This is a genomic window from Blautia marasmi (assembly GCF_900258535.1).
In the GTDB taxonomy this organism is placed as follows: Bacteria; Bacillota; Clostridia; order Lachnospirales; family Lachnospiraceae; genus Blautia; species Blautia hominis.
Genome location: NZ_OIWX01000001.1, coordinates 1,374,808 through 1,393,634, shown reverse-complemented (window position 1 = coordinate 1,393,634; position 18,827 = coordinate 1,374,808). Strand labels below are relative to the sequence as shown.

Genomic DNA, 18,827 nt, shown 5'->3' with positions numbered 1-18,827 from the left:
TTGGCTTCTCGTGATAAAGCGCAATGCCTGGTAAACTATTAGATAAGAATTATTGGAGGGTATCCATGAAAAAAATAAAGGGCTTTATTTTATTGATTCTAATTGCAAGTATTTTATCTGGCTGTGCGTATACAGATTGGCCCATTCAAATAAAAACTACATCATTTGAGGCATCAAAAATCGAGCAAAATGATAATGTTATTATGTCCAAAGGGAAGGTAAAAGTACATGATTCATATGGTGTTCTGTTGGCAGTTGAAGTCAGTGAAAATACGCCGGGGACGATGAAAATTGTTTACAGCAATGATAAAAATGAATTAGAAATATTTCAAGATTGGAGGAAAATCTTACAGTTAGAAGAGGGTAATGTAAGTGAAAAAGATTCCGGTGAGATTACAGTTGAATTGTCAAAAGGGCTGAATGAATTTATAATCTCTGGTACCGATTGTTCTTGTGAATATGTAATCAGCTTGAGTATTCCTGCCATAGATAAAATAGTAAGTTATGATGGCGGATATTTAATACCAAATGACTAAAATCTCACATCTGTACTGGCAGGTTTGCTTAAAAAAATTGTGTAACGAACAAGGAGGGGCTTGCTATCTAACAGGAGGTACTACTAGGAACTCTTACAGTGAGGTGAAAAAGAAAATATGTAAGCTGATCCTGCTTTTATATCGCAAGTATAATTTTTTACTGAAAGAAGATATCCTGGATGAGGGTGAAAAAGAAGATTTCTTAAATGTTTCCGCTGTAATGGAAGACTACGAAGCTTCTTTGAGATTCTATATCAGTTATCAGATTATCTTTATCGCTATTATCCACAGGAGTATTATAAAAAGCAACTGCTGGGTGCAGCATAAAAACTGCCCAGCATAGCACCGGGCAGAAAATAATTTGTTGTTTTTTTAATTGTCAACTTGAGGGGCAGCACATCAAAACAGAATGGTAAATGAAAAGAGCCACTTGCAAAACAAGCAGCTCTAGTATATAATTTACTTAGAAAGGTTATCGGAATGAATTTCCGATTGCCCTCAGTAGTTTAAAATGTTTTATAGAAATAGCATCTTACTTTCTCAGGGTAGGGATGCTATTTCTTTTTATGATTGTCTATGTAAGACAGAGCCGCAAATATTACCAGCAAAAGCGTTAGCACTTCTATGGTATTCATAGGGCATCACCCTCTCTTTCGTGATACTAGAGGGCATCTAACTTTCGGAAAATCGCATCCGTTTTCTGTTCAATTATACAAATAAATTATACCATACAGGGAACTGGTGTTCAATGTTTAGATGGGAGATTTTGATTCTATCTCCTGCTGCCGTTAGGAAAATATCAAAGGAATAATAGGATAAGGTTAAGAGGAAGGGAGATGAGCAATAAGTTATTTTACAGATTGAATGTCTTCTAAGTACGGAAGTGGCTTGCCATTAGGCAAATAATGCTCTTTGTACTGGTGAAAGGAATGGAGACAAACTATACTGATATCTACGAATGGGAAAGTGATTTAGAATATCAGAACATGGAAAAAGTTTATGGAATTAAGGTCAATAAGAGGTTATATAGATGGAACCATAGTAAGAAAAATTCTATGAACAGACCAACAGTGCGTTGGTGGTGTAAAGAAAACAAAAAAGCTAGAAAACTTTACCAGAGAGCTTTCAGGAGGAAAATGAAACAAGATATTTGTAATGAAGCGTTTTACCATATTAGATCAAGAGATTACAAAACGTATGGTTGGTTGACTTGGTAAAGGACTGGCACCAATAAGAGAATATTCCTGAACTGGTGCTTTCTTTTATCCTGCTGCCATTGGTAAAATCTTGAAATACATCATGACGTAGATAAAAAAGTACGGTATAATATTATATAGTAGAGAAGATAAGTAGATAGGTAAATGTAAGGAACATTACAATGGCATGAGATAATATATGATACCAGTTAGAGGCATTCAGCCATTTAGATTTACACTATTTTTACACCATTTCCGGCCGATTTTATAAGGAGTTATAAACAGTTATGAGGATTTATAAGAAAACACCTACAAAATCCCCGCTCATTTTTATACAATATCCACAAAAACCCTTGAAAAATATAGTCAAATGCGCTATAATTCCCAATAGAATAAAAGAAAATTCTTCGGGGCAGGGTGTAAATCCCTACCGGCGGTATAGTCCGCGACCCATGTAAATGGCTGAACCGGTGTGATTCCGGTACCGACAGTTAAAGTCTGGATGAGAGAAGAAAATGTATGTCACAATACAGATTTCGTCGGTGCCCTGATCTCAGGGCATTTTTTCATTATTACTGTGGCAGCGCAGCAGGATGGAATCTGTACATCAATGACAGAAAAGAAGAATTTCCTTTTATGAAACGTAACTGTTCAGTACTTTCACAGTTACAGGCAAAAATCCATGCAGAATCGCCTTTGGCGATGGGATTTTTGCTTGGCCGTGGTACACTTTCTTACGGTCAGCGCAGTGAATGCGCAGACTTACTGAATAGTTACTATGAAACCATCATAAAAAGGAGAGAATGAAAATGAGTAATGACGCAATTGTAAACAAAAGGCCTGCAGGGGCGCAGAATCGTTCTAAGATCAGGACACTGGCGCAGGTAGCTATGCTTGGGGCAGTGGCTACGGTATTGATGATGATCGAGTTTCCTATCCCGGTGATCGCACCGCCGTTTTATCAGATGGACTTCTCAGAAGTACCGGTACTGGTAGGGGCGTTTGCCATGGGGCCGGTGGCTGGTATTATGATCGAACTTTTAAAGGTACTGCTGTATGCAGTGATCCATGGCTCCGCCACAGCCGGGGTAGGTGAGATCGCCAATTTCCTGATTGGGTGTTCTTTCATTGTTCCGGCAGCATTTTTCTATAAATACCGCAGGAATAAAAAATTTGCCGTGATTGGAATGGTGATAGGAACGATCTCAATGGCTGTTGTAGGCTGCGTGGTAAATGCATTTATTCTGCTTCCCGCATATGGGGCAGCATTTGGCATGCCGGTAAGCGCATTTATCCAGATGGGCACATCCATCCATCCTGCGATCAACAACCTGTTTACCTTTGTAGTGCTGGCAGTGGCACCGTTTAATCTGGTGAAAGGATGTATCATTTCTGCCGTCACACTGCTTATATATAAAAGGATCAGAGTATTACTGCGAGGAGAATAAAATATGCCGGAAATAAAAAAAGTGACGCCGCTCACAGAAAACCCCCACGTGAATCTCTATCACTTGGATGTGGAGAGCAAAACAGGCAGAAAAGGCCATTATTACGTGGCGTCCAGAGCAAAGACAGAAAATGACCTGAAAATAAGAACGAAGAAAAATACCCCGGATGGTGTGATCATTTACAGCCTTTACGGAGAGAAAAAGGACAAAGTGGTGCTGGTGCGTCAGTACCGCTATGCCATTGATAGTTATATCTATGAATTTCCGGCGGGACTGGTAGAACCCGGTGAGGACTACAAAGAGGCCGGAATCAGAGAAATGAAAGAGGAAACCGGACTTGAGCTGTCCCCCATTGATGTGGATCCGGCGTACGAAAAGCCGTACTTCACAACTATTGGCATGACTGACGAATCCTGCGCCACGGTGTATGGCTATACTTCCGGTGAGATTTCCGGGGACGGCCTGGAAGACTCCGAGGAATTGGAGATTGTGCTGGCGGACAGGGAGGAAGTCAGGCGGATCCTGAGAGAAGAGAAGGCTGCGATCATGACAGCATATATGCTGATGCATTTTCTGCATGACGAGGAACCCTTTGCTTTTCTCAGAGAAATTTGACAGTACAAACAAACACTTTTGACCTTTCCGAAGGAAAAATAACAACCAGATACAGTTCGCAAATTTTTCATAAAAAATTAACGGGATATGCATTGTATCCCATGCGGATGAGAGTATACTTAAAGTAGCCGGTGCAGGCAAAATCTGCCCCGGCTACTGTCAGATTGCAGTGACAGCAGTCAAAACAGGCAGGCATGGGAGATATTTAGATATGAAGAAGTGGAAAAAGTATGTTAAAGGTATTCTGGCGGCGTTGTTCAGCGTTTTAGGCGTTATATTGTTCATTGTTCTGGGAATCAAATTCCTCAGATTTTTTATGCCTTTTGTCATTGGCTGGGTTATTGCTATGATAGCAAGTCCTCTGGTTCGTATGGTGGAGAGACGGATGAAGATAGCCAGAAAGCATACCTCAATGCTGATCATCATAGCAGTTCTGGCCGCCATTATCGGGGCGGGGTATTTTATTGGGGCAAAAGCAGTGGAGGAAACCAGCGAGCTGATTAACCAGGCGCCAGATATTTACGGCGGTTTTCGGGAAGATTTTCGTGAGGTGGAACACAACCTGAATAAATTTATGAAACAGCTTCCGGAAAATGTACAGACTTCTATCAATAATATACAGGATGATCTGGGAGAACGGATTGGAAAACTGGTGGGTAATATCAGTGAGTGGACGGTGGGATATGCGGGAGACCTGGCAAAACATCTTCCAAGTGTGCTGATATCTATTATCTTTACCATTTTGTCTGCATATTTTTTCATTGCGGACAGGGATGGGATCCTGGAGTTTGGGCGGAATAACACGCCGCAGATCATACAGGAAAAATGGAAGGTGCTCTCAGACAGCTTCAAGAAAGTTTTTGGCGGGTATTTTAAGGCACAGTTTAAGATCATGGCGATCATTTGGGCTATACTCTGCGTGGGACTTTTGTTTCTACAGGTGAGTTTTGCTGTTCTGGTGGCGTTTCTCATTTCCTTTTTGGATATGCTGCCGTTTTTCGGTACCGGTACGGCGCTTATTCCATGGGCCATATTTAAACTGCTGTCCGGAGATACAAAGTTTGCGGTTGGGCTTATCATTCTGTATTTGGTCACTCAACTGCTGCGACGGATCATAGAACCCAAAATGGTGGGGGATTCCATTGGTATGGACCCGCTGCTTACTTTGATTTTTATGTATACAGGATACCGTATCAGCAGTGTGATAGGCATGATACTTGCAGTCCCCATTGGTGCTGTTGTGATCAATTTTTATAAATCCGGAATGTTTGACAAGCCTCTTCAGTCCGTCAAGGAAGCGCTGGAGGACCTTCTGGAATGGTTTTACCGCAATACCAGGGACGACGAACAGATAGAGAATAAAGAATAAGAGAACAGGACAAGATAGCATAAAGAGCATATAAATCTTTATGCTATCTTAATGTGTCCTTAATATAGCTTTACGCCGTTTTAATATAAAAGAATTTAGAATATGTAGTTACAGGATAACTACTCAGCAGGCCTGTAACTGTGAAGATATGTAACAGTTATGTTACAGAACAACATATAAAGAGAATAAAAAGGGTGGAAAACTCTTATGTCAGGAATAAAGAAACATCACTGGACCACAACGAAACTTATAGTTTTTGGATATTTGGCGGTGATCACCACAGGTACGCTTCTGCTGATGCTGCCTGTGTCCAGCAGGCAGATGACTGCGGTTCCATTTATGGATGCCTGGTTTACTGCTACATCAGCAACATGTGTCACAGGACTGGTCCTGCATGACACTTATACATTCTGGTCCTCATTCGGCCAGGGTGTTATCTTATTGTTAATACAGATAGGCGGCATTGGATTTATGACAATTGCCATTTCCGCGCTTACTATCACAAAAAGAAAGATTGGTTTGTCGCAGAGGCTTCTGATGCAGGAATCCGTGGCTGCACCTCAGGTGGGCGGGATCGTGCGTATGGCAAAGTTTGTGTTCGGCGGAACGGTATTATTCGAGGGGATCGGAGCCATTTTGCTGAGCTTTTATTTTGTTCCCAGGCTTGGAGTTGGAAAAGGCATATATTTTTCCGTATTTCATTCTATCTCGGCGTTCTGTAATGCGGGAATAGATCTGATGGGGAATTTTGAACCCGGTTCGTCCCTTATGACTGCTTCGGGCAGCCCGCTGGTGAGTATTACCATTATGCTTCTTATTATAGTAGGAGGACTGGGATTTCTTGTCTGGTCAGATATCAGGGAACATAAATGGCACTATAAAAATTATAAGCTCCATACCAAGGTGGTGCTTATGGCAACGACCATTCTGATTTTCGGCGGAGCTGTCCTTATATTTTTCTTTGAACTGGGGAAACCCTCCATGGAGGGGCGGAGTTTTGGCGAACAGGTGTTATGTGCGTTTTTCCAGGCTGTAACGCCCAGAACAGCAGGCTTCAACACCGTGGATCTGACAACCCTTACCGGGTGCAGCAAGATCCTTATGGTGGGGCTGATGTTTATCGGTGGTTCCCCAGGCTCCACTGCAGGAGGAATCAAGACAACTACCATGTTCATTATGATCTTGAGTATCTGGTCGGAATTCAGGAAACGGAAGGATATTGAGTGCTTCCGCCGGAGAATGGAGGAAAATGCCCTGCGGCACGCAAGCTGTGTGACCATGCTGTACGGGCTTTTGATCCTTGTGGGAACGGTTCTGATATCCTCTGCAGATGGGGTCATGATCCAGGATGCGCTGTTTGAGGCAGCATCCGCGATCGGAACGGTGGGGCTGTCCCTTGGAATCACAGCTCAGCTTGGCACTGTGTCACATATCGTTTTGATCCTGCTCATGTTTATCGGAAGGGTTGGAGGTATTACCATACTCATTGCTTTCGGCAACAGGATCGCGTGTATACCGTCAAAACTGCCAATGGAAAAAGTATCTGTAGGCTAAGGCCTATTAAAGGAGGAAAAGTAAAATATGAAATCGGTTCTTGTTGTGGGACTGGGCCGCTTTGGGCGACATATGGCCGCTAAATTGATCGAAGAGGGAAATGAAGTCCTTGCGGTTGACATAAATGAGGAGCGTGTCAATGACGCGCTTGATCTGGTGACAAATGCGCAGATCGGGGATACCACCAATGAGCATTTTATTGCCTCTCTGGGGGTGGGGAATTTTGATCTGTGCGTAGTGGCGATTGGAGACAATTTTCAGAGCTCCCTGGAAACCACAGCGCTTCTCAAGGACTATGGCGCACCCTTTGTCCTGTCAAGGGCCAACAGGGATGTACATGCAAAATTCCTTCTCAGAAACGGGGCGGATAAGGTAGTCTATCCCGAAAGAGAGATGGCAGAACGGCTGGCCGTAAAATTCGGCACGGAAAATATTTTTGATTATATTGAACTTACGCCTGATTATTCCATCTATGAAATCCCTGTGCCGGTACCGTGGGTAGGAAAATCCATTGTGGAAAAAGGAGTGCGGAATAAATATCATATCAGTATCCTGGCAGTCAAGGAACAGGAGGAGATCTACCCTCTGCCCCGCCCGGAATATGTTTTCCGGGGGAGTGAAACCCTGATCATAATGGGACATTACAAAGATGTAAGAGCGCTGGCAAAGGCGAGATAGCCGGCGCTCTTTGCCTTTCTTTTTGCGATTTATTTGATTACTTTATAAAATAAGCTATAATAAACCTGTTAACTCCCGTCAGATAACCGTATATTTTACCGGGAGTGATGTAAGCAGTACAGAAAGGGGAGCATCAATGGATTTGGATAGAGGCGGCAGACTGAAAATATTTTTTAGCTATGCGGAAGGTACGGGAAAAACGGTGCAGATGCTGCGGGATGCAGGGAAAAGAAAAGAAGAGGGCTGCGATGTGGTGATTGGCTGTATTCCCCTGGAATGGGATCTGCGGGAGGAGATGGAAAGACTTGCACCTGTTTTCCATAATTACCAGGGAAAGCTGTCTCCTGAATTTGATATAGACAGTGCCATCAGAAGAAAGCCGCAGCTTTTAGTCATTGACAGGCTTGCACATGGAAATGTGCCCGGCTCCAGGCATAGAAAGCGTTATCAGGATATAGAAGAACTACTCCGGGCAGGGATAGACGTATATACTACCCTGAATGTACAGCAGATCGAGAGTCTTTCGGATGTGATATCCTCTCTGACCGGCAGGCCCGCAGGGGAGCGGATTCCGGATAAAGTGTTTGACCAGGCCGACCAGGTGGAATTTGTGGATGCGGAGCCGGAAAAAGTGCGGGAACGTCTCGGAAATCATGCGGCTGACTCGGGCATTCTCACTGCCCTGCGGGAGATGGCGCTTAGAAGAATGGCGGACAGGATCAATAAGATCGCTGAGAAAGGAGAGGCGGTACGGGAAACCTCTTATCCGGGAGAACATATCCTTACGGGGATATCACCATCCCCCTCCAACGGCAGGGTGATCAGAACGGCTGCACGTATGGCAGATGCCTTTCACGGTGCCTTTACGGCCCTGTATGTACAGACATCCCACGATAAAAATCTGCCGGATACGGATAAGAAGATCTTGAGGGAAAATATGGAGCTGGCTGAAAAACTGGGGGCCAGGGTCATCACCATGTATGGGGATGATGTGGTTCAGCAGATCGCGGAATATGCCAGAATGGCCGGGGTGTCAAAAATCGTACTGGGCCGGACAAAATGGATAGGAGGTCTTTCATTTTCCAGAGTCAGCTTTGCCGACAGGCTCACAGCCCTGGGCTCTAATCCTGATATTTATATTATCCCCTCCATGGAAGAAAATACGGGGACAGCGGGATTCAGGATCAGGCACGGCAGCACAGGATTTACATTGAAAGACAGCCTGAAAACAGTGGGAGTGCTGGTTGCCTCAACGGGAATCGGTGGCTGGATGTACAGTCATGGGATTTCAGAGGTCAATATCATCATGCTGTATATTTTGGGAGTGGTGCTTACTGCCATGTGGACAGAGAGTAAGGCATACAGTCTGGTAAGCTCTTTTATCAGTGTGTTTACCTTTAATTTTTTCTTTACTCTTCCCAGGTATTCCCTGAAAGCTTACGGACCGGAATATCCCGTTACATTTATTATTATGTTCCTTGTGGCATTCCTCATATCCACTCTTACCACCAGGGTGAAGGAACAGGCACACCAGGCGGCGGAGAAGGCTTACCGCACGGAAATTCTGCTGGAAACCAGCCAGAAGCTGCAGAAGGCCAGGGATGTTTCACAGATCATCTCAGAGACTATGGTGCAGATGGAGAAAATGCTGGGCCGTATGGTCATTTTCTATATGCCCGATGAAACGGGCAGTCTGGTACCGCGGACAGATAACCGGGAGATGAGGGACGCAGAGCCGTATATCAATGAGAAAGAACTGGAAGTGGTCTCCTGGGTATACCAGAACAATAAACATGCCGGTGCCACAACAGATACGCTGCCCGAGGCAAAATGCCTGTATCTGGCTGTCAGGGGCAGAAAAGAAGCGCTGGCAGTGGCTGGGATCGTTATTGGGGCCGAGGAACTCACTGCCTTTGAGAGAAGCCTGCTCCTTGCCATGCTGAATGAATGTGCTCTGGCACTTGAAAAGCAGAGGCTGGATGAGGAGAAAAAAGAGGTGGAGATGAATGCCAGGCAGGAACGGCTGCGGGCAAATCTGCTTCGTGCCATATCCCATGACCTGCGCACGCCGCTGACCGGTATTTCCGGAAATGCCAGTGTGCTGCTCAACAGCGGTGCTCAGATGGAGGAAGCGCAGAGGCATAAGATCTACGGGGATATTTATGATGATGCCATCTGGCTGATCAATCTGGTAGAGAATCTGCTGTCGGTCACCAGAATCGAGAACGGTGCCATGAATCTGAAACGACAGACGGAACTTTTGGATGATGTGATCAACGAGGCCATGCACCATCTGGACAGAAAAAGCGGAGAACACAGGATCACTGTGAAGCAGGATGATGAATTTCTAATGGCAAAGATGGATACTAGACTGATCGTGCAGGTGTTTATTAACATGATTGATAATGCCATTAAATATACGCCACCCGGATCGGAGATTAAGGTCCACGTGTTTCAAAAGGATGGATTTGTGTGGACGGAAATTGCAGACAATGGAAAAGGTGTGGCGGATGAAGAGAAAGATAAGCTGTTTCAGATGTTTTATACAGCGGAGAACCAGAAGGGGGACGGCAGGCGCGGACTGGGCCTGGGACTTGCCCTCTGTAAATCTATTATAAATGCACACGGCGGAGAGATCGGGGTAAGGGATAACAAGCCCCGGGGAAGTGTTTTTTATTTCACATTGCCGGCAGAGGAGGTTGTGATACATGAATAAACCATTGATACTTATTGTGGAGGATGATAAGGCAGTCAGAAACCTGATGGCAACCACACTGGATATGCAGGAATACAGATACCACATGGCGAAAAACGGGGCGCAGGCCCTGATGGAGGCTGTGTCTCAGCGGCCGGATGTCATCATCCTGGATCTGGGGCTGCCGGATATGGATGGTGTGGATCTGATCAAAAAGGTGCGATCCTGGTCAAATGTTCCTATTATTGTGGTGAGTGCCAGAAGCGAGGATGCAGATAAGGTAAATGCGCTGGATGCGGGGGCAGATGATTACCTGACGAAGCCATTCAGCGTGGAGGAACTGCTGGCAAGGCTGCGGGCAAGTCTCCGCAGGGCTATGTATCAGAGCAGCGGGGGTGTGGAGGATAACGCTGTTTTTGAGAATGGGGATCTGAAGATTGATTATGCTTCGGGATGTGTATTTATCAGGGATGAGGAGATCCATTTGACGCCTATTGAGTATAAGCTGCTGTGTCTTTTGGCTAAGAATGTGGGGAGGGTGCTGACACATAATTTTATACTGAATGAAGTGTGGGGAAATGTGATGCAGAGTGACGTGCCTTCCCTGCGGGTGTTTATGGCGACGCTTAGGAAGAAGATTGAGGAGGAGCCTTCGGAGCCTAGGTATATTCAGACGCATATTGGGATTGGGTATCGGATGATAAAGAGGGAGTAGTGTTCATTGTTCATTAAAAACACCGTGACCGGCAGTCTTCTCCCGGTACTGCGGCTTCGGGCTTTAAGAAAGTCTAAATGCGAAACGGCCAAAGATTGACAGAACCGCGGCGAACCGATGTAAAATCTGATGATTTTACATCTCATCACCGCTTAAAATTGGGTTTTGTGAACCCAATTTTATCTGCCAATCTTTGGCCGTTTCGCATTAAGACTTCCTAAAAGCCCTGCGCAACGCAGTACCGGGAGAAGACTGCCGGCCACGGTGTTTTTAATGGGATTCAGGTGTTGGCGGGGAAGATGGGGCGGTGCGTTGTAGTGTCAGGAAGAAGATGGGGCGGTGCGTTGTAGCGTCAGGAAGAAGATGGGGCGGTGCGTTGTAGTGTCAGGAAGAAGATAGGGCAGTGCGTTGTAGCGTCAGGAAGAAGATGGGGCGGTGCGTTGGAGTGTTGGGAAGAAGAGGGAGAAAAAGAAGCCGCGGGGCGGCTTCAGAATTGGGAGTAGAGGAAGGGGGGAGCAGTGGAGAGGTTGGCGGTCATGAAGTAGAGGTAAAGGAGCATGAGGAGGGCGTAGAAGGAGAGGACTTGGAGGAGGAAGCGGGTTTTGGGATTTTTTTTAAGGTTCTTTATAAAAGTTGTAAAGGCTTTCATTGATCAGTACCCATCCTTTCCGTCCGATGTGGACTTGGTCTTCAAAGAAGTATTTGGTGTATTCGTCGGCTGAAAAATCGGCAAGCTCGGCGTTGTAGGTTTCGGCCAGGCTTTGGATGTTGGAATAGTAGGTTTCTCTGGCGGTCTGGGGGAAGCCGGTGTAGTCGTAGTAATAGCCGTTTACAGGCAGGACTACAAGTAATGGCTTGATGTCCATGTCACGGCAGACATTCAGGAAACAGCGGAGGTCATCGTACTCCGGGGAGGAACCGTAGCCGTGGATGGCTTTTTTGTTGCAGTCTTTCTTTTTGGAAAGGCGCGGTTTTAGTTTTTTGTAGTTTTTGTCATCTATGTAGAACTGGTTTTCCTGATAGCGGGCACCGTCTTCTTCGGCTTTGGAAAGCCATTTGGTCCAGTTGATGGAAAGATTGCCGGCGGGTGGACTTGGCTTTTTGGCGGTTAGGTCAAAGAGAAGGGGGACCGTTATTTTTTCTTTCTCGTTCAGGAAGCTCTGCCAGGCGTTGGCTATGAGAGTGTCCTCGCTTGTTGCGGTCTTGGTGTTCCATACACGTTCGTAGGTGGTCAGACGGTTCTGGGTTTTGGGGTCGTCTTTCAGAAGGGTGTGGGTGCGGTCTATGATGTACTGTTTTGTCTCTTTTGAAAGGGTCTCGTTCTGCAGCATACCCATGTAGTCATTTTCCGAGAAACGGGATGCAAAGGCCTGGGGCAGGACACCCGTTTTTCGGAACCACTGTGGGGATAGGAACAGAACGGCTTTTTTCTGCCCCTCCCCTAAAGCGCTGAGGGCAATGGCATGGCTCAGGGACTGGTAATAGCCCGCGCCTATGAGCATGGGCTGAAAGTCACTGTCAGCAAACATGGATGAGGGATGGTAGGGGGTGTCCTGTCCGTGCATGAACTCGGAAGAGCCGAATACCAGAAGGCTGTGGGAGTTCAGGTTTTGTTTTATGGTTTCGCGGGATCGTGTTTTGGTCTCATTGGCCCATGTGGAAAATGTATGGGAGTCCGGGATTTTCTTGTCACGGACAGTCAGATGAATGCCTGCCGCAGTGACAAGGAATAGTACGAAAGCCGTGAAAAATGCAGTCAGTCTTTTCATGTTTCTTGCGCCTGCCTTTCCTGGGTCAGCATTTGGATCTCACGAGAGCCAGAATTTTCTCCGGGGTATCCATCTCATCTCTGGTGACTTCTGAGGGGGCAATGACAACGCTGCATTCCTCCTCAAGACCGGCGAGGAGTTCGGCAAATCCCAGAGAGTCCAGAAGACCGGATTGGAAAAGTTCGGTTTTTAAGTCTTCTTTTACAATGTCATCCTCACAGATTTCTGCTAATAGATCTAAAATTTTTTCTTCCATTTTTCATTTCTCCTTTTTAAGTATCATTGATGGTCACCGGGCAGCGTGTTTGCTGCGTATAGGTGCCGATGCTGGATATCAGGCGGTTAAAAGCTCCAGAAATTTTCCGGAGAAGATAAAGAAGCCGAATATCACCAGGTTTATGGTAAGCAGCCAGGAGACTGCTTTGTATAGTCTTTGGTTTTTGTGTTTTTTGTAGAAGCCTGATTTTTTCTGGTAGACCTCTGTTGCTGACAGCAGTATACCGTGGTAGAGTCCGTAGAGGATGTAAGAGGGCGTGACGCCGTGCCATAATCCCATGACGCCCATATTGACAATAAATCCGGCGCAGGCTCTGTTCAGGCGGGTGGAGAACCATTTTTTCTTTGAGCATTTCATAATGAAACGGGTGAATAGGAAATCACGGAACCAGTGGGACAGGGTTATGTGCCAGCGGTCCCAGAATTCTTTTATATCCAGGCTTTTGAAAGGCGCCCGGAAGTTGTCAGGCAGCCTTACGCCCAGAATATATGCGGTTCCCACTGCCATAAGGGAATATCCTGCAAAATCAAAGAACAGGTAGAAACCGTACAGCCAGGCATACCCGGCGGCGAAATACCAGGGGGCGCCGCGCTGCCCCATGGACTGTTCACATATGGTGAGCAGTGTGTAGAGCTGAGTGCCCAGCGCCAGTTTGTAGACCAGGCCCAAAAGAAGTTTAAAAATGCCTTCTCCCAGCATTTCCAGGTATTCCGCCCTCGGTATGGTGCGCTCCCAGTCATCGTGAAAACGGCGGCTCCGGTCAATGGGTCCGGAGCTGATGGAGGGGAAGAAAAGGAGGAATCCTGAAAATTCCAGGAGTGGAATCTCCTCAATGATTCCGTCGTAAATCTCTATGACCATCTGAATGCTGCGGAAACTCATATAAGAAATGCCCGTGAATCCGAAAATGTTCATGTGAAACAAGGGCGATAGTTTACATAATATCAGTGGCAGCAGCATGGCTGCCAGAAACAGATAATACTGTTTTTCATTCCTGCCGTTTTTTCTGCGGACAGCCGCATAGCCGCGTACCACCAGGTAAGACCATGCGTAAAACAAAAGCAGGTAGAGGAACTGCCTGGGACTGTGGCCGAAAACCAGGACGATAAATACAAGGGAGACAGCCAGGGTGTAGTGGCCCATCTTTTTTTCCATGATGCCCAGAATGACGGCGGGTATCAGGAAGAGAAAAAGGCAGACAAAGAAGGAAAGCCCTTCGTAAAAACTCAAAGAACCAGGTCTCCCAGAGCTTTTCTGTCAACTTTTCCGTTTCCGGTCATGGGAAGACGGTCCATGAATACGAGTTTCTTAGGTATCATGTATTCCGGAAGGAATGTGCGCAGTCCCTCTTTCAAAGTTTCTGCGTAATTGCGCTCCGGCGCCGTCATGCCGGGGCAGACCAGATAGGCACTGATGCTTTTGACACGCCCCTCCCTCGTGTTTGGGAGTACGGCGGCTTTTTCTATCTGAGGGAGGCGGAGAAGATTATTTTCAATATCCTCCAGCTCAATTCTGTATCCGTGCAGCTTGATCTGCAGGTCTATGCGTCCGCAGTAATAGAGCATTCCGTCTTTCAGATACCCTTTGTCACCTGTGCGGTATGCCTGCTTGATGATGCCCTTATTGGTATACGGGTAAAAGCGGCTCTTGGTCTGTGTGGGATTCTGATAGTAGCCGGGGCTTACCGTATCACCTATGATCATTATCTCCCCTTTTTCCCCTTCCGGGAGTACACTGCCGTCCGGACCGCAGATCTGCAGCAGAGTGCCAGGTTTTGCCCTGCCCACAGGGAGAGGAGAAGGGCTGGCTGCCAGTTCCGGGGTTATCTCCACCTGGGTGACTGCCACGGTGGATTCGGTGGGGCCGTATGTATTCATGACTTTGGCATCAGGAAAGCGTTCCAGGAGCTTTCGGGCTGTCCGGTTCGTAAGGGTTTCCCCGCAGAATAAAAACAGACCAAGGTCAGGCAGGCAGGCCTGGGCAAAGGCTGGGTCTGACAGGCACACATCCGCAAAGGACGGTGTGGAGACCATAATGGATGCCCCGGAGCATTTCAGGGAATCCAGCAGTCTCCGGTAATCCTTCTGCACATCTTTTGTCAGACACCAGAGCGTTCCGCCCACTGCCAGACAGGTGTACAGATCCATAACAGATAAATCAAAGGAGAAGGGGGCCTGATTCAGAAACACCTTTCCCTTTTTGGCATTGGTTGGAGTTCCAAGGGTGATGGACCAGTCCAGAAAATTGCTTAGATTGGTTTCCGTGATGGCAACTCCTTTTGGGGTACCGGTGCTTCCGGAAGTAAATATGATATAGAAAACATCATCCCCGGAAACCGGCTTTGGTCTGCCGGTTTCCAGACAGCCATTCATACAGGATAGATCCGTATGCACGATAATATCAATATCCTCCAGGGATAGTGTACGTTTGTCCCTGCATTCAGCCCGCAGAGGAGAGAGGGATAAAAAGACAGGTGAATCAAGGGCGTCCAGGATCATTTCCGCACGGGAATCCGGTACGGAGGTGTCAATGGGGCAGTAGGCCCGGCCCGATTTCACACATGCCAGGAAGGATACAAGCATCAGGGGATGTTTGTGCCCGTACACTGCGATGGGGGAACGGTTCTGTCCGCATAGCTGCTCAAGATGGCAGGCCAGGCGGGAAGAATATAACTCCAGCTCCCCGTAAGTAACAGACAAGCCGTCACAGCAGATGGCTGTTCTTTCCGGGCAGATGGAGGCATACTCAGATATCTGGTTCAATATATTCATAAAAATCACCTCAGTTTCGACATTTTTCTTACCTTTTCATTACATCATAAAATTTAAAAGAAATTGCAGGCTCAATTTAAAAGAAATTCTAAAGAAAACCTTTCGATTCATTAAGAATCAATCCCTTGTTTCCTAGCTGTGCAGTGACAAAAATTCTACATCCAATGTATTTTTTATGAATAATTATGCCGCGGTACTTGCGTAAAGCAGGCAAAACGAATATAATTCACAGTAGAATAAAACGGACAAGGAGAACATATATGAATAAGAATTTTGATGTTATCGCGCTGGGCGAGCTTTTGATCGACTTTACGGAGAACGGTGTGAGCGGACAGGGAAATCCCATCTTCGAGGCAAATCCGGGCGGGGCGCCGTGTAATGTGCTGGCTATGCTGAATAACCTTGGAAAAACTACATCTTTTCTGGGGGTTGTGGGAAAGGACCAGTTCGGTACATCCCTGAGAAGTACACTGAACAGCCTGGGTATTGACACCAGCCATCTGTATGAGAACGAGGAGGTCCACACAACACTGGCATTTGTCCATACGTTTGAGGACGGGGACAGGGACTTTGCGTTTTACAGAAATCCCGGTGCGGATATGATGCTGAATGTTGAGCAGATCGATGAAGCATACATAAGATCAGCCAGGGCATTCCACTTCGGAACACTGTCCATGACCCATGAAGGGGTGCGCAAAGCCACTGCCAAAGCCATTGATGTTGCAAAGGAGGCCGGACTTCTCATCTCTTTTGATCCGAACCTGCGTCCCCCTCTGTGGAGCAGCATGGAGCTTGCAAAAGAACAGATCGCCTACGGCCTCTCAAAATGTGATTTGCTGAAAATTTCAGAGGAGGAGCTGGAATTCATGACCGGAACCAAGGATGTGAAGGAAGGCGCCCATATGCTGCTTGCACAGTATCCTAATCTGAAGCTGATGAATGTAACCATGGGAAAAGAAGGGAGCACTGCGTTCCATGAGGGCAGAGAAGTGTTCCATGCGCCGTTTTTACAGGAGAATACAATCGAGACAACAGGGGCCGGGGATACCTTCGGCGCATGTGCGCTGAATTATGTGCTGGAGCACGGAATGGAAGGCCTTACAGAGGAACAGCTCTATGAAATGCTGGAATTCTCCAATGGTGCCTCCTCTCTTATTACTACAAAGAAGGGCGCCCTCCGTGTTATGCCTAAAAAAGAAGAGGTATTAGCGTTTATCGCTGGAAAATAGAGTAAAATTGTCGAAATATTGTTGTGAATTTTTAATATAATACAGCATTGACAGTAATCGGAAATTGTGATAAATTATAGACATAACAAAATAATAGTTTTGATTTCTGACGGATTACAATGTGGAGCACCACAGTGAAGTCAAAATGTAAGTGAGAGCCGACCGTCTGGGCAACGTTTGTAATTGTGTAATTGACAAATGTTGCCCTTTTTTTTCAAAGAGGTTCATACATAGACAGTGGTGGCAGGCAGAAGACAAAGCTATTGCTATGAAAAGGAGGGTATTAACATGGGATTCAAATCAGACATCGAAATCGCACAGGAGTGCACAATGGAGCCAATTACAAAGATTGCAGAAAAAGCAGGTATTGATGACAAATATCTGGAGCAGTACGGTAAGTACAAAGCTAAAATTGACTACAATCTGTTAAAAGAATCTGATAAACCGAACGGAAAACTGGTTCTGGTTACCGCTATCAACCCGACACCTGCCGGTGAAGGAAAGACCACAACAACAGTAGGTCTGGCTGACGGCCTTCAGAAATTAGGAAAAAATGTAATGGTAGCGCTCCGTGAACCATCCCTGGGACCGGTATTCGGTGTAAAAGGTGGTGCCGCAGGCGGCGGATATGCACAGGTAGTTCCAATGGAAGATATCAACCTGCATTTTACAGGTGATTTCCATGCGATCGGTGCAGCGAACAATCTGCTGGCAGCAATGCTGGATAATCACATTTATCAGGGCAACGACCTGAACATTGACCCAAGAAAGATTACCTGGAGAAGATGCGTGGACATGAATGACCGCCAGCTTCGTTTTGTAGTTGATGGTCTTGGCGGAAAGACAAACGGCTGTCCGAGAGAAGATGGATACGATATCACAGTTGCTTCCGAGATCATGGCTGTTCTGTGTCTGGCAAAAGACATTACAGACCTGAAGGAGAGACTGGGAAGGATCATCGTTGGTTATACATATGGCAAGGTTTCCGAGCAGAAACCTGTTACAGCTCATGATTTACATGCAGAAGGTGCTATGTGTGCACTGCTGAAAGATGCTCTGAAACCAAACCTGGTTCAGACTCTGGAGCATGTACCTGCAATCGTTCACGGCGGACCGTTCGCTAATATCGCTCATGGATGTAACTCAGTCATTGCTACCAAGATGGCACTGAAATTAGGTGACTATGCTATCACAGAAGCAGGATTCGGCGCGGACTTAGGTGCAGAGAAATTCCTGGATATCAAGTGCCGTATGGCTGGCCTGACACCGAGCGCAGTTGTTATCGTAGCGACTGTACGTGCCCTGAAATACAACGGCGGCGTACCGAAAGCAGACTTAAATAACGAGAACCTGGAAGCTCTGGAGAAAGGTCTTCCGAACTTACTGAAACATGTAAGCAATATCACAAATGTTTACAAACTTCCGTGTGTTGTTGCGATCAACGCATTCCCGACCGATACCAAGGCAGAGCTTGACCTGGTAGAAGCAAAATGTAAAGAACTGGGCGTAAATGTTGCACTTTCCGAAGTTTGGGCAAAAGGCGGCGAAGGCGGCGTTGCACTGGCTAAAGAAGTGGTACGTCTTGTGGAAGAGAAGAATGACTTTACATTCTCCTATGAGCTGGAAGGAAGCATTGAGGACAAATTAAACCAGATCGTTCAGAAGATTTACGGCGGCAAGAAAGCGGTTCTGACAGCAAATGCTCAGAAACAGGCTGCTCAGCTGGAAGCTCTTGGATATGGAAACTGCCCGATTTGTGTGGCTAAGACACAGTACAGCCTGACAGATGACCAGACAAAACTGGGTGCACCGAAAGACTTTGAAGTAACCGTTCGTAACCTGAAGATTTCCGCAGGTGCAGGCTTCATTGTTGCTCTTACCGGAGAGATCATGACCATGCCTGGTCTGCCGAAAGTTCCGGCTGCAGAGAGAATTGATGTTGATGAGACAGGAAAGATCTCCGGTCTGTTCTAAT

At 46.3% G+C, this 18,827-nt stretch carries 15 protein-coding genes and 2 riboswitches; of the genes, 11 read left to right on the top strand and 4 right to left on the bottom strand.

What is annotated here, in order from left to right:
• Window positions 1-65 precede the first annotated feature (65 nt).
• The 9 genes from C6P39_RS06225 (at window position 66) to C6P39_RS06180 (ending at window position 10,806) form a co-directional block, all read left to right on the top strand.
• Entirely contained in the window at window positions 66-536 is a 471-nt protein-coding gene (locus tag C6P39_RS06225; RefSeq protein WP_104803169.1) for a hypothetical protein, read from the top strand.
• Between the two features lie 103 nt (window positions 537-639).
• Complete coding sequence (locus C6P39_RS06220) at window positions 640-879, top strand: hypothetical protein (RefSeq protein ID WP_104803168.1); 240 nt, start codon at window positions 640-642, stop codon at window positions 877-879.
• A gap of 1,252 nt (window positions 880-2,131) precedes the next feature.
• A riboswitch (FMN riboswitch) is annotated at window positions 2,132-2,250 on the top strand.
• Between the two features lie 291 nt (window positions 2,251-2,541).
• Window positions 2,542-3,180 carry an ECF transporter S component gene (locus C6P39_RS06210; RefSeq protein ID WP_104803166.1) on the top strand — a complete coding sequence of 213 codons (639 nt, stop codon included), beginning with the start codon at window positions 2,542-2,544 and terminating at the stop codon, window positions 3,178-3,180.
• Window positions 3,181-3,183: 3 nt separating this feature from the next.
• Complete coding sequence (locus tag C6P39_RS06205; protein WP_104803165.1) at window positions 3,184-3,795, top strand: NUDIX hydrolase; 612 nt, start codon at window positions 3,184-3,186, stop codon at window positions 3,793-3,795.
• A gap of 211 nt (window positions 3,796-4,006) precedes the next feature.
• Window positions 4,007-5,164: a sporulation integral membrane protein YtvI gene (ytvI, locus tag C6P39_RS06200; protein WP_095175525.1), complete on the top strand. Its 1,158-nt coding sequence runs from the start codon at window positions 4,007-4,009 to the stop codon at window positions 5,162-5,164.
• Window positions 5,165-5,371: 207 nt separating this feature from the next.
• Window positions 5,372-6,718 carry a TrkH family potassium uptake protein gene (locus C6P39_RS06195; protein ID WP_095175524.1) on the top strand — a complete coding sequence of 449 codons (1,347 nt, stop codon included), beginning with the start codon at window positions 5,372-5,374 and terminating at the stop codon, window positions 6,716-6,718.
• A gap of 27 nt (window positions 6,719-6,745) precedes the next feature.
• Window positions 6,746-7,396 carry a potassium channel family protein gene (locus C6P39_RS06190; protein WP_065544451.1) on the top strand — a complete coding sequence of 217 codons (651 nt, stop codon included), beginning with the start codon at window positions 6,746-6,748 and terminating at the stop codon, window positions 7,394-7,396.
• Between the two features lie 136 nt (window positions 7,397-7,532).
• Window positions 7,533-10,112 (top strand): sensor histidine kinase, encoded by a 2,580-nt coding sequence (locus C6P39_RS06185; RefSeq protein WP_207657112.1) that lies wholly within the window; start codon window positions 7,533-7,535, stop codon window positions 10,110-10,112.
• On the top strand, window positions 10,105-10,806 hold the full coding sequence (locus C6P39_RS06180; RefSeq protein ID WP_095175522.1) for a response regulator: 702 nt from the start codon (window positions 10,105-10,107) through the stop codon (window positions 10,804-10,806). The genes C6P39_RS06185 and C6P39_RS06180 overlap by 8 nt, the downstream gene beginning before the upstream one ends.
• Window positions 10,807-11,420: 614 nt before the next feature.
• Here the strand turns inward: C6P39_RS06180 and dltD are convergent.
• The 4 genes from dltD to dltA form a co-directional block, all read right to left on the bottom strand.
• Entirely contained in the window at window positions 11,421-12,575 is a 1,155-nt protein-coding gene (gene dltD / locus C6P39_RS06170; RefSeq protein ID WP_104803162.1) for a D-alanyl-lipoteichoic acid biosynthesis protein DltD, read from the bottom strand.
• Between the two features lie 25 nt (window positions 12,576-12,600).
• Complete coding sequence (dltC, locus tag C6P39_RS06165) at window positions 12,601-12,831, bottom strand: D-alanine--poly(phosphoribitol) ligase subunit DltC (protein ID WP_104803161.1); 231 nt, start codon at window positions 12,829-12,831, stop codon at window positions 12,601-12,603.
• 78 nt (window positions 12,832-12,909) lie between these two features.
• On the bottom strand, window positions 12,910-14,082 hold the full coding sequence (gene dltB, locus C6P39_RS06160) for a D-alanyl-lipoteichoic acid biosynthesis protein DltB (protein ID WP_104803160.1): 1,173 nt from the start codon (window positions 14,080-14,082) through the stop codon (window positions 12,910-12,912).
• The gene (dltA, locus tag C6P39_RS06155; RefSeq protein ID WP_104803159.1) at window positions 14,079-15,623 is read right to left on the bottom strand and encodes a D-alanine--poly(phosphoribitol) ligase subunit DltA; all 1,545 of its coding nucleotides are present in this window, start codon (window positions 15,621-15,623) and stop codon (window positions 14,079-14,081) included. Before dltA ends, dltB begins: the two co-directional genes overlap by 4 nt.
• 260 nt (window positions 15,624-15,883) lie before the next feature.
• Here dltA and C6P39_RS06150 point away from each other — a divergent pair, with 260 nt between their 5' ends.
• Together C6P39_RS06150 and C6P39_RS06145 are read left to right on the top strand one after the other, a co-directional pair.
• Window positions 15,884-16,852: a carbohydrate kinase family protein gene (locus tag C6P39_RS06150; protein WP_095175516.1), complete on the top strand. Its 969-nt coding sequence runs from the start codon at window positions 15,884-15,886 to the stop codon at window positions 16,850-16,852.
• 92 nt (window positions 16,853-16,944) lie between these two features.
• A riboswitch (ZMP/ZTP riboswitch) is annotated at window positions 16,945-17,031 on the top strand.
• 109 nt (window positions 17,032-17,140) lie between these two features.
• Window positions 17,141-18,826, top strand: a complete 1,686-nt coding sequence (locus tag C6P39_RS06145) for a formate--tetrahydrofolate ligase (protein ID WP_095175515.1) — start codon at window positions 17,141-17,143, stop codon at window positions 18,824-18,826.
• Window position 18,827: the final 1 nt, after the last annotated feature.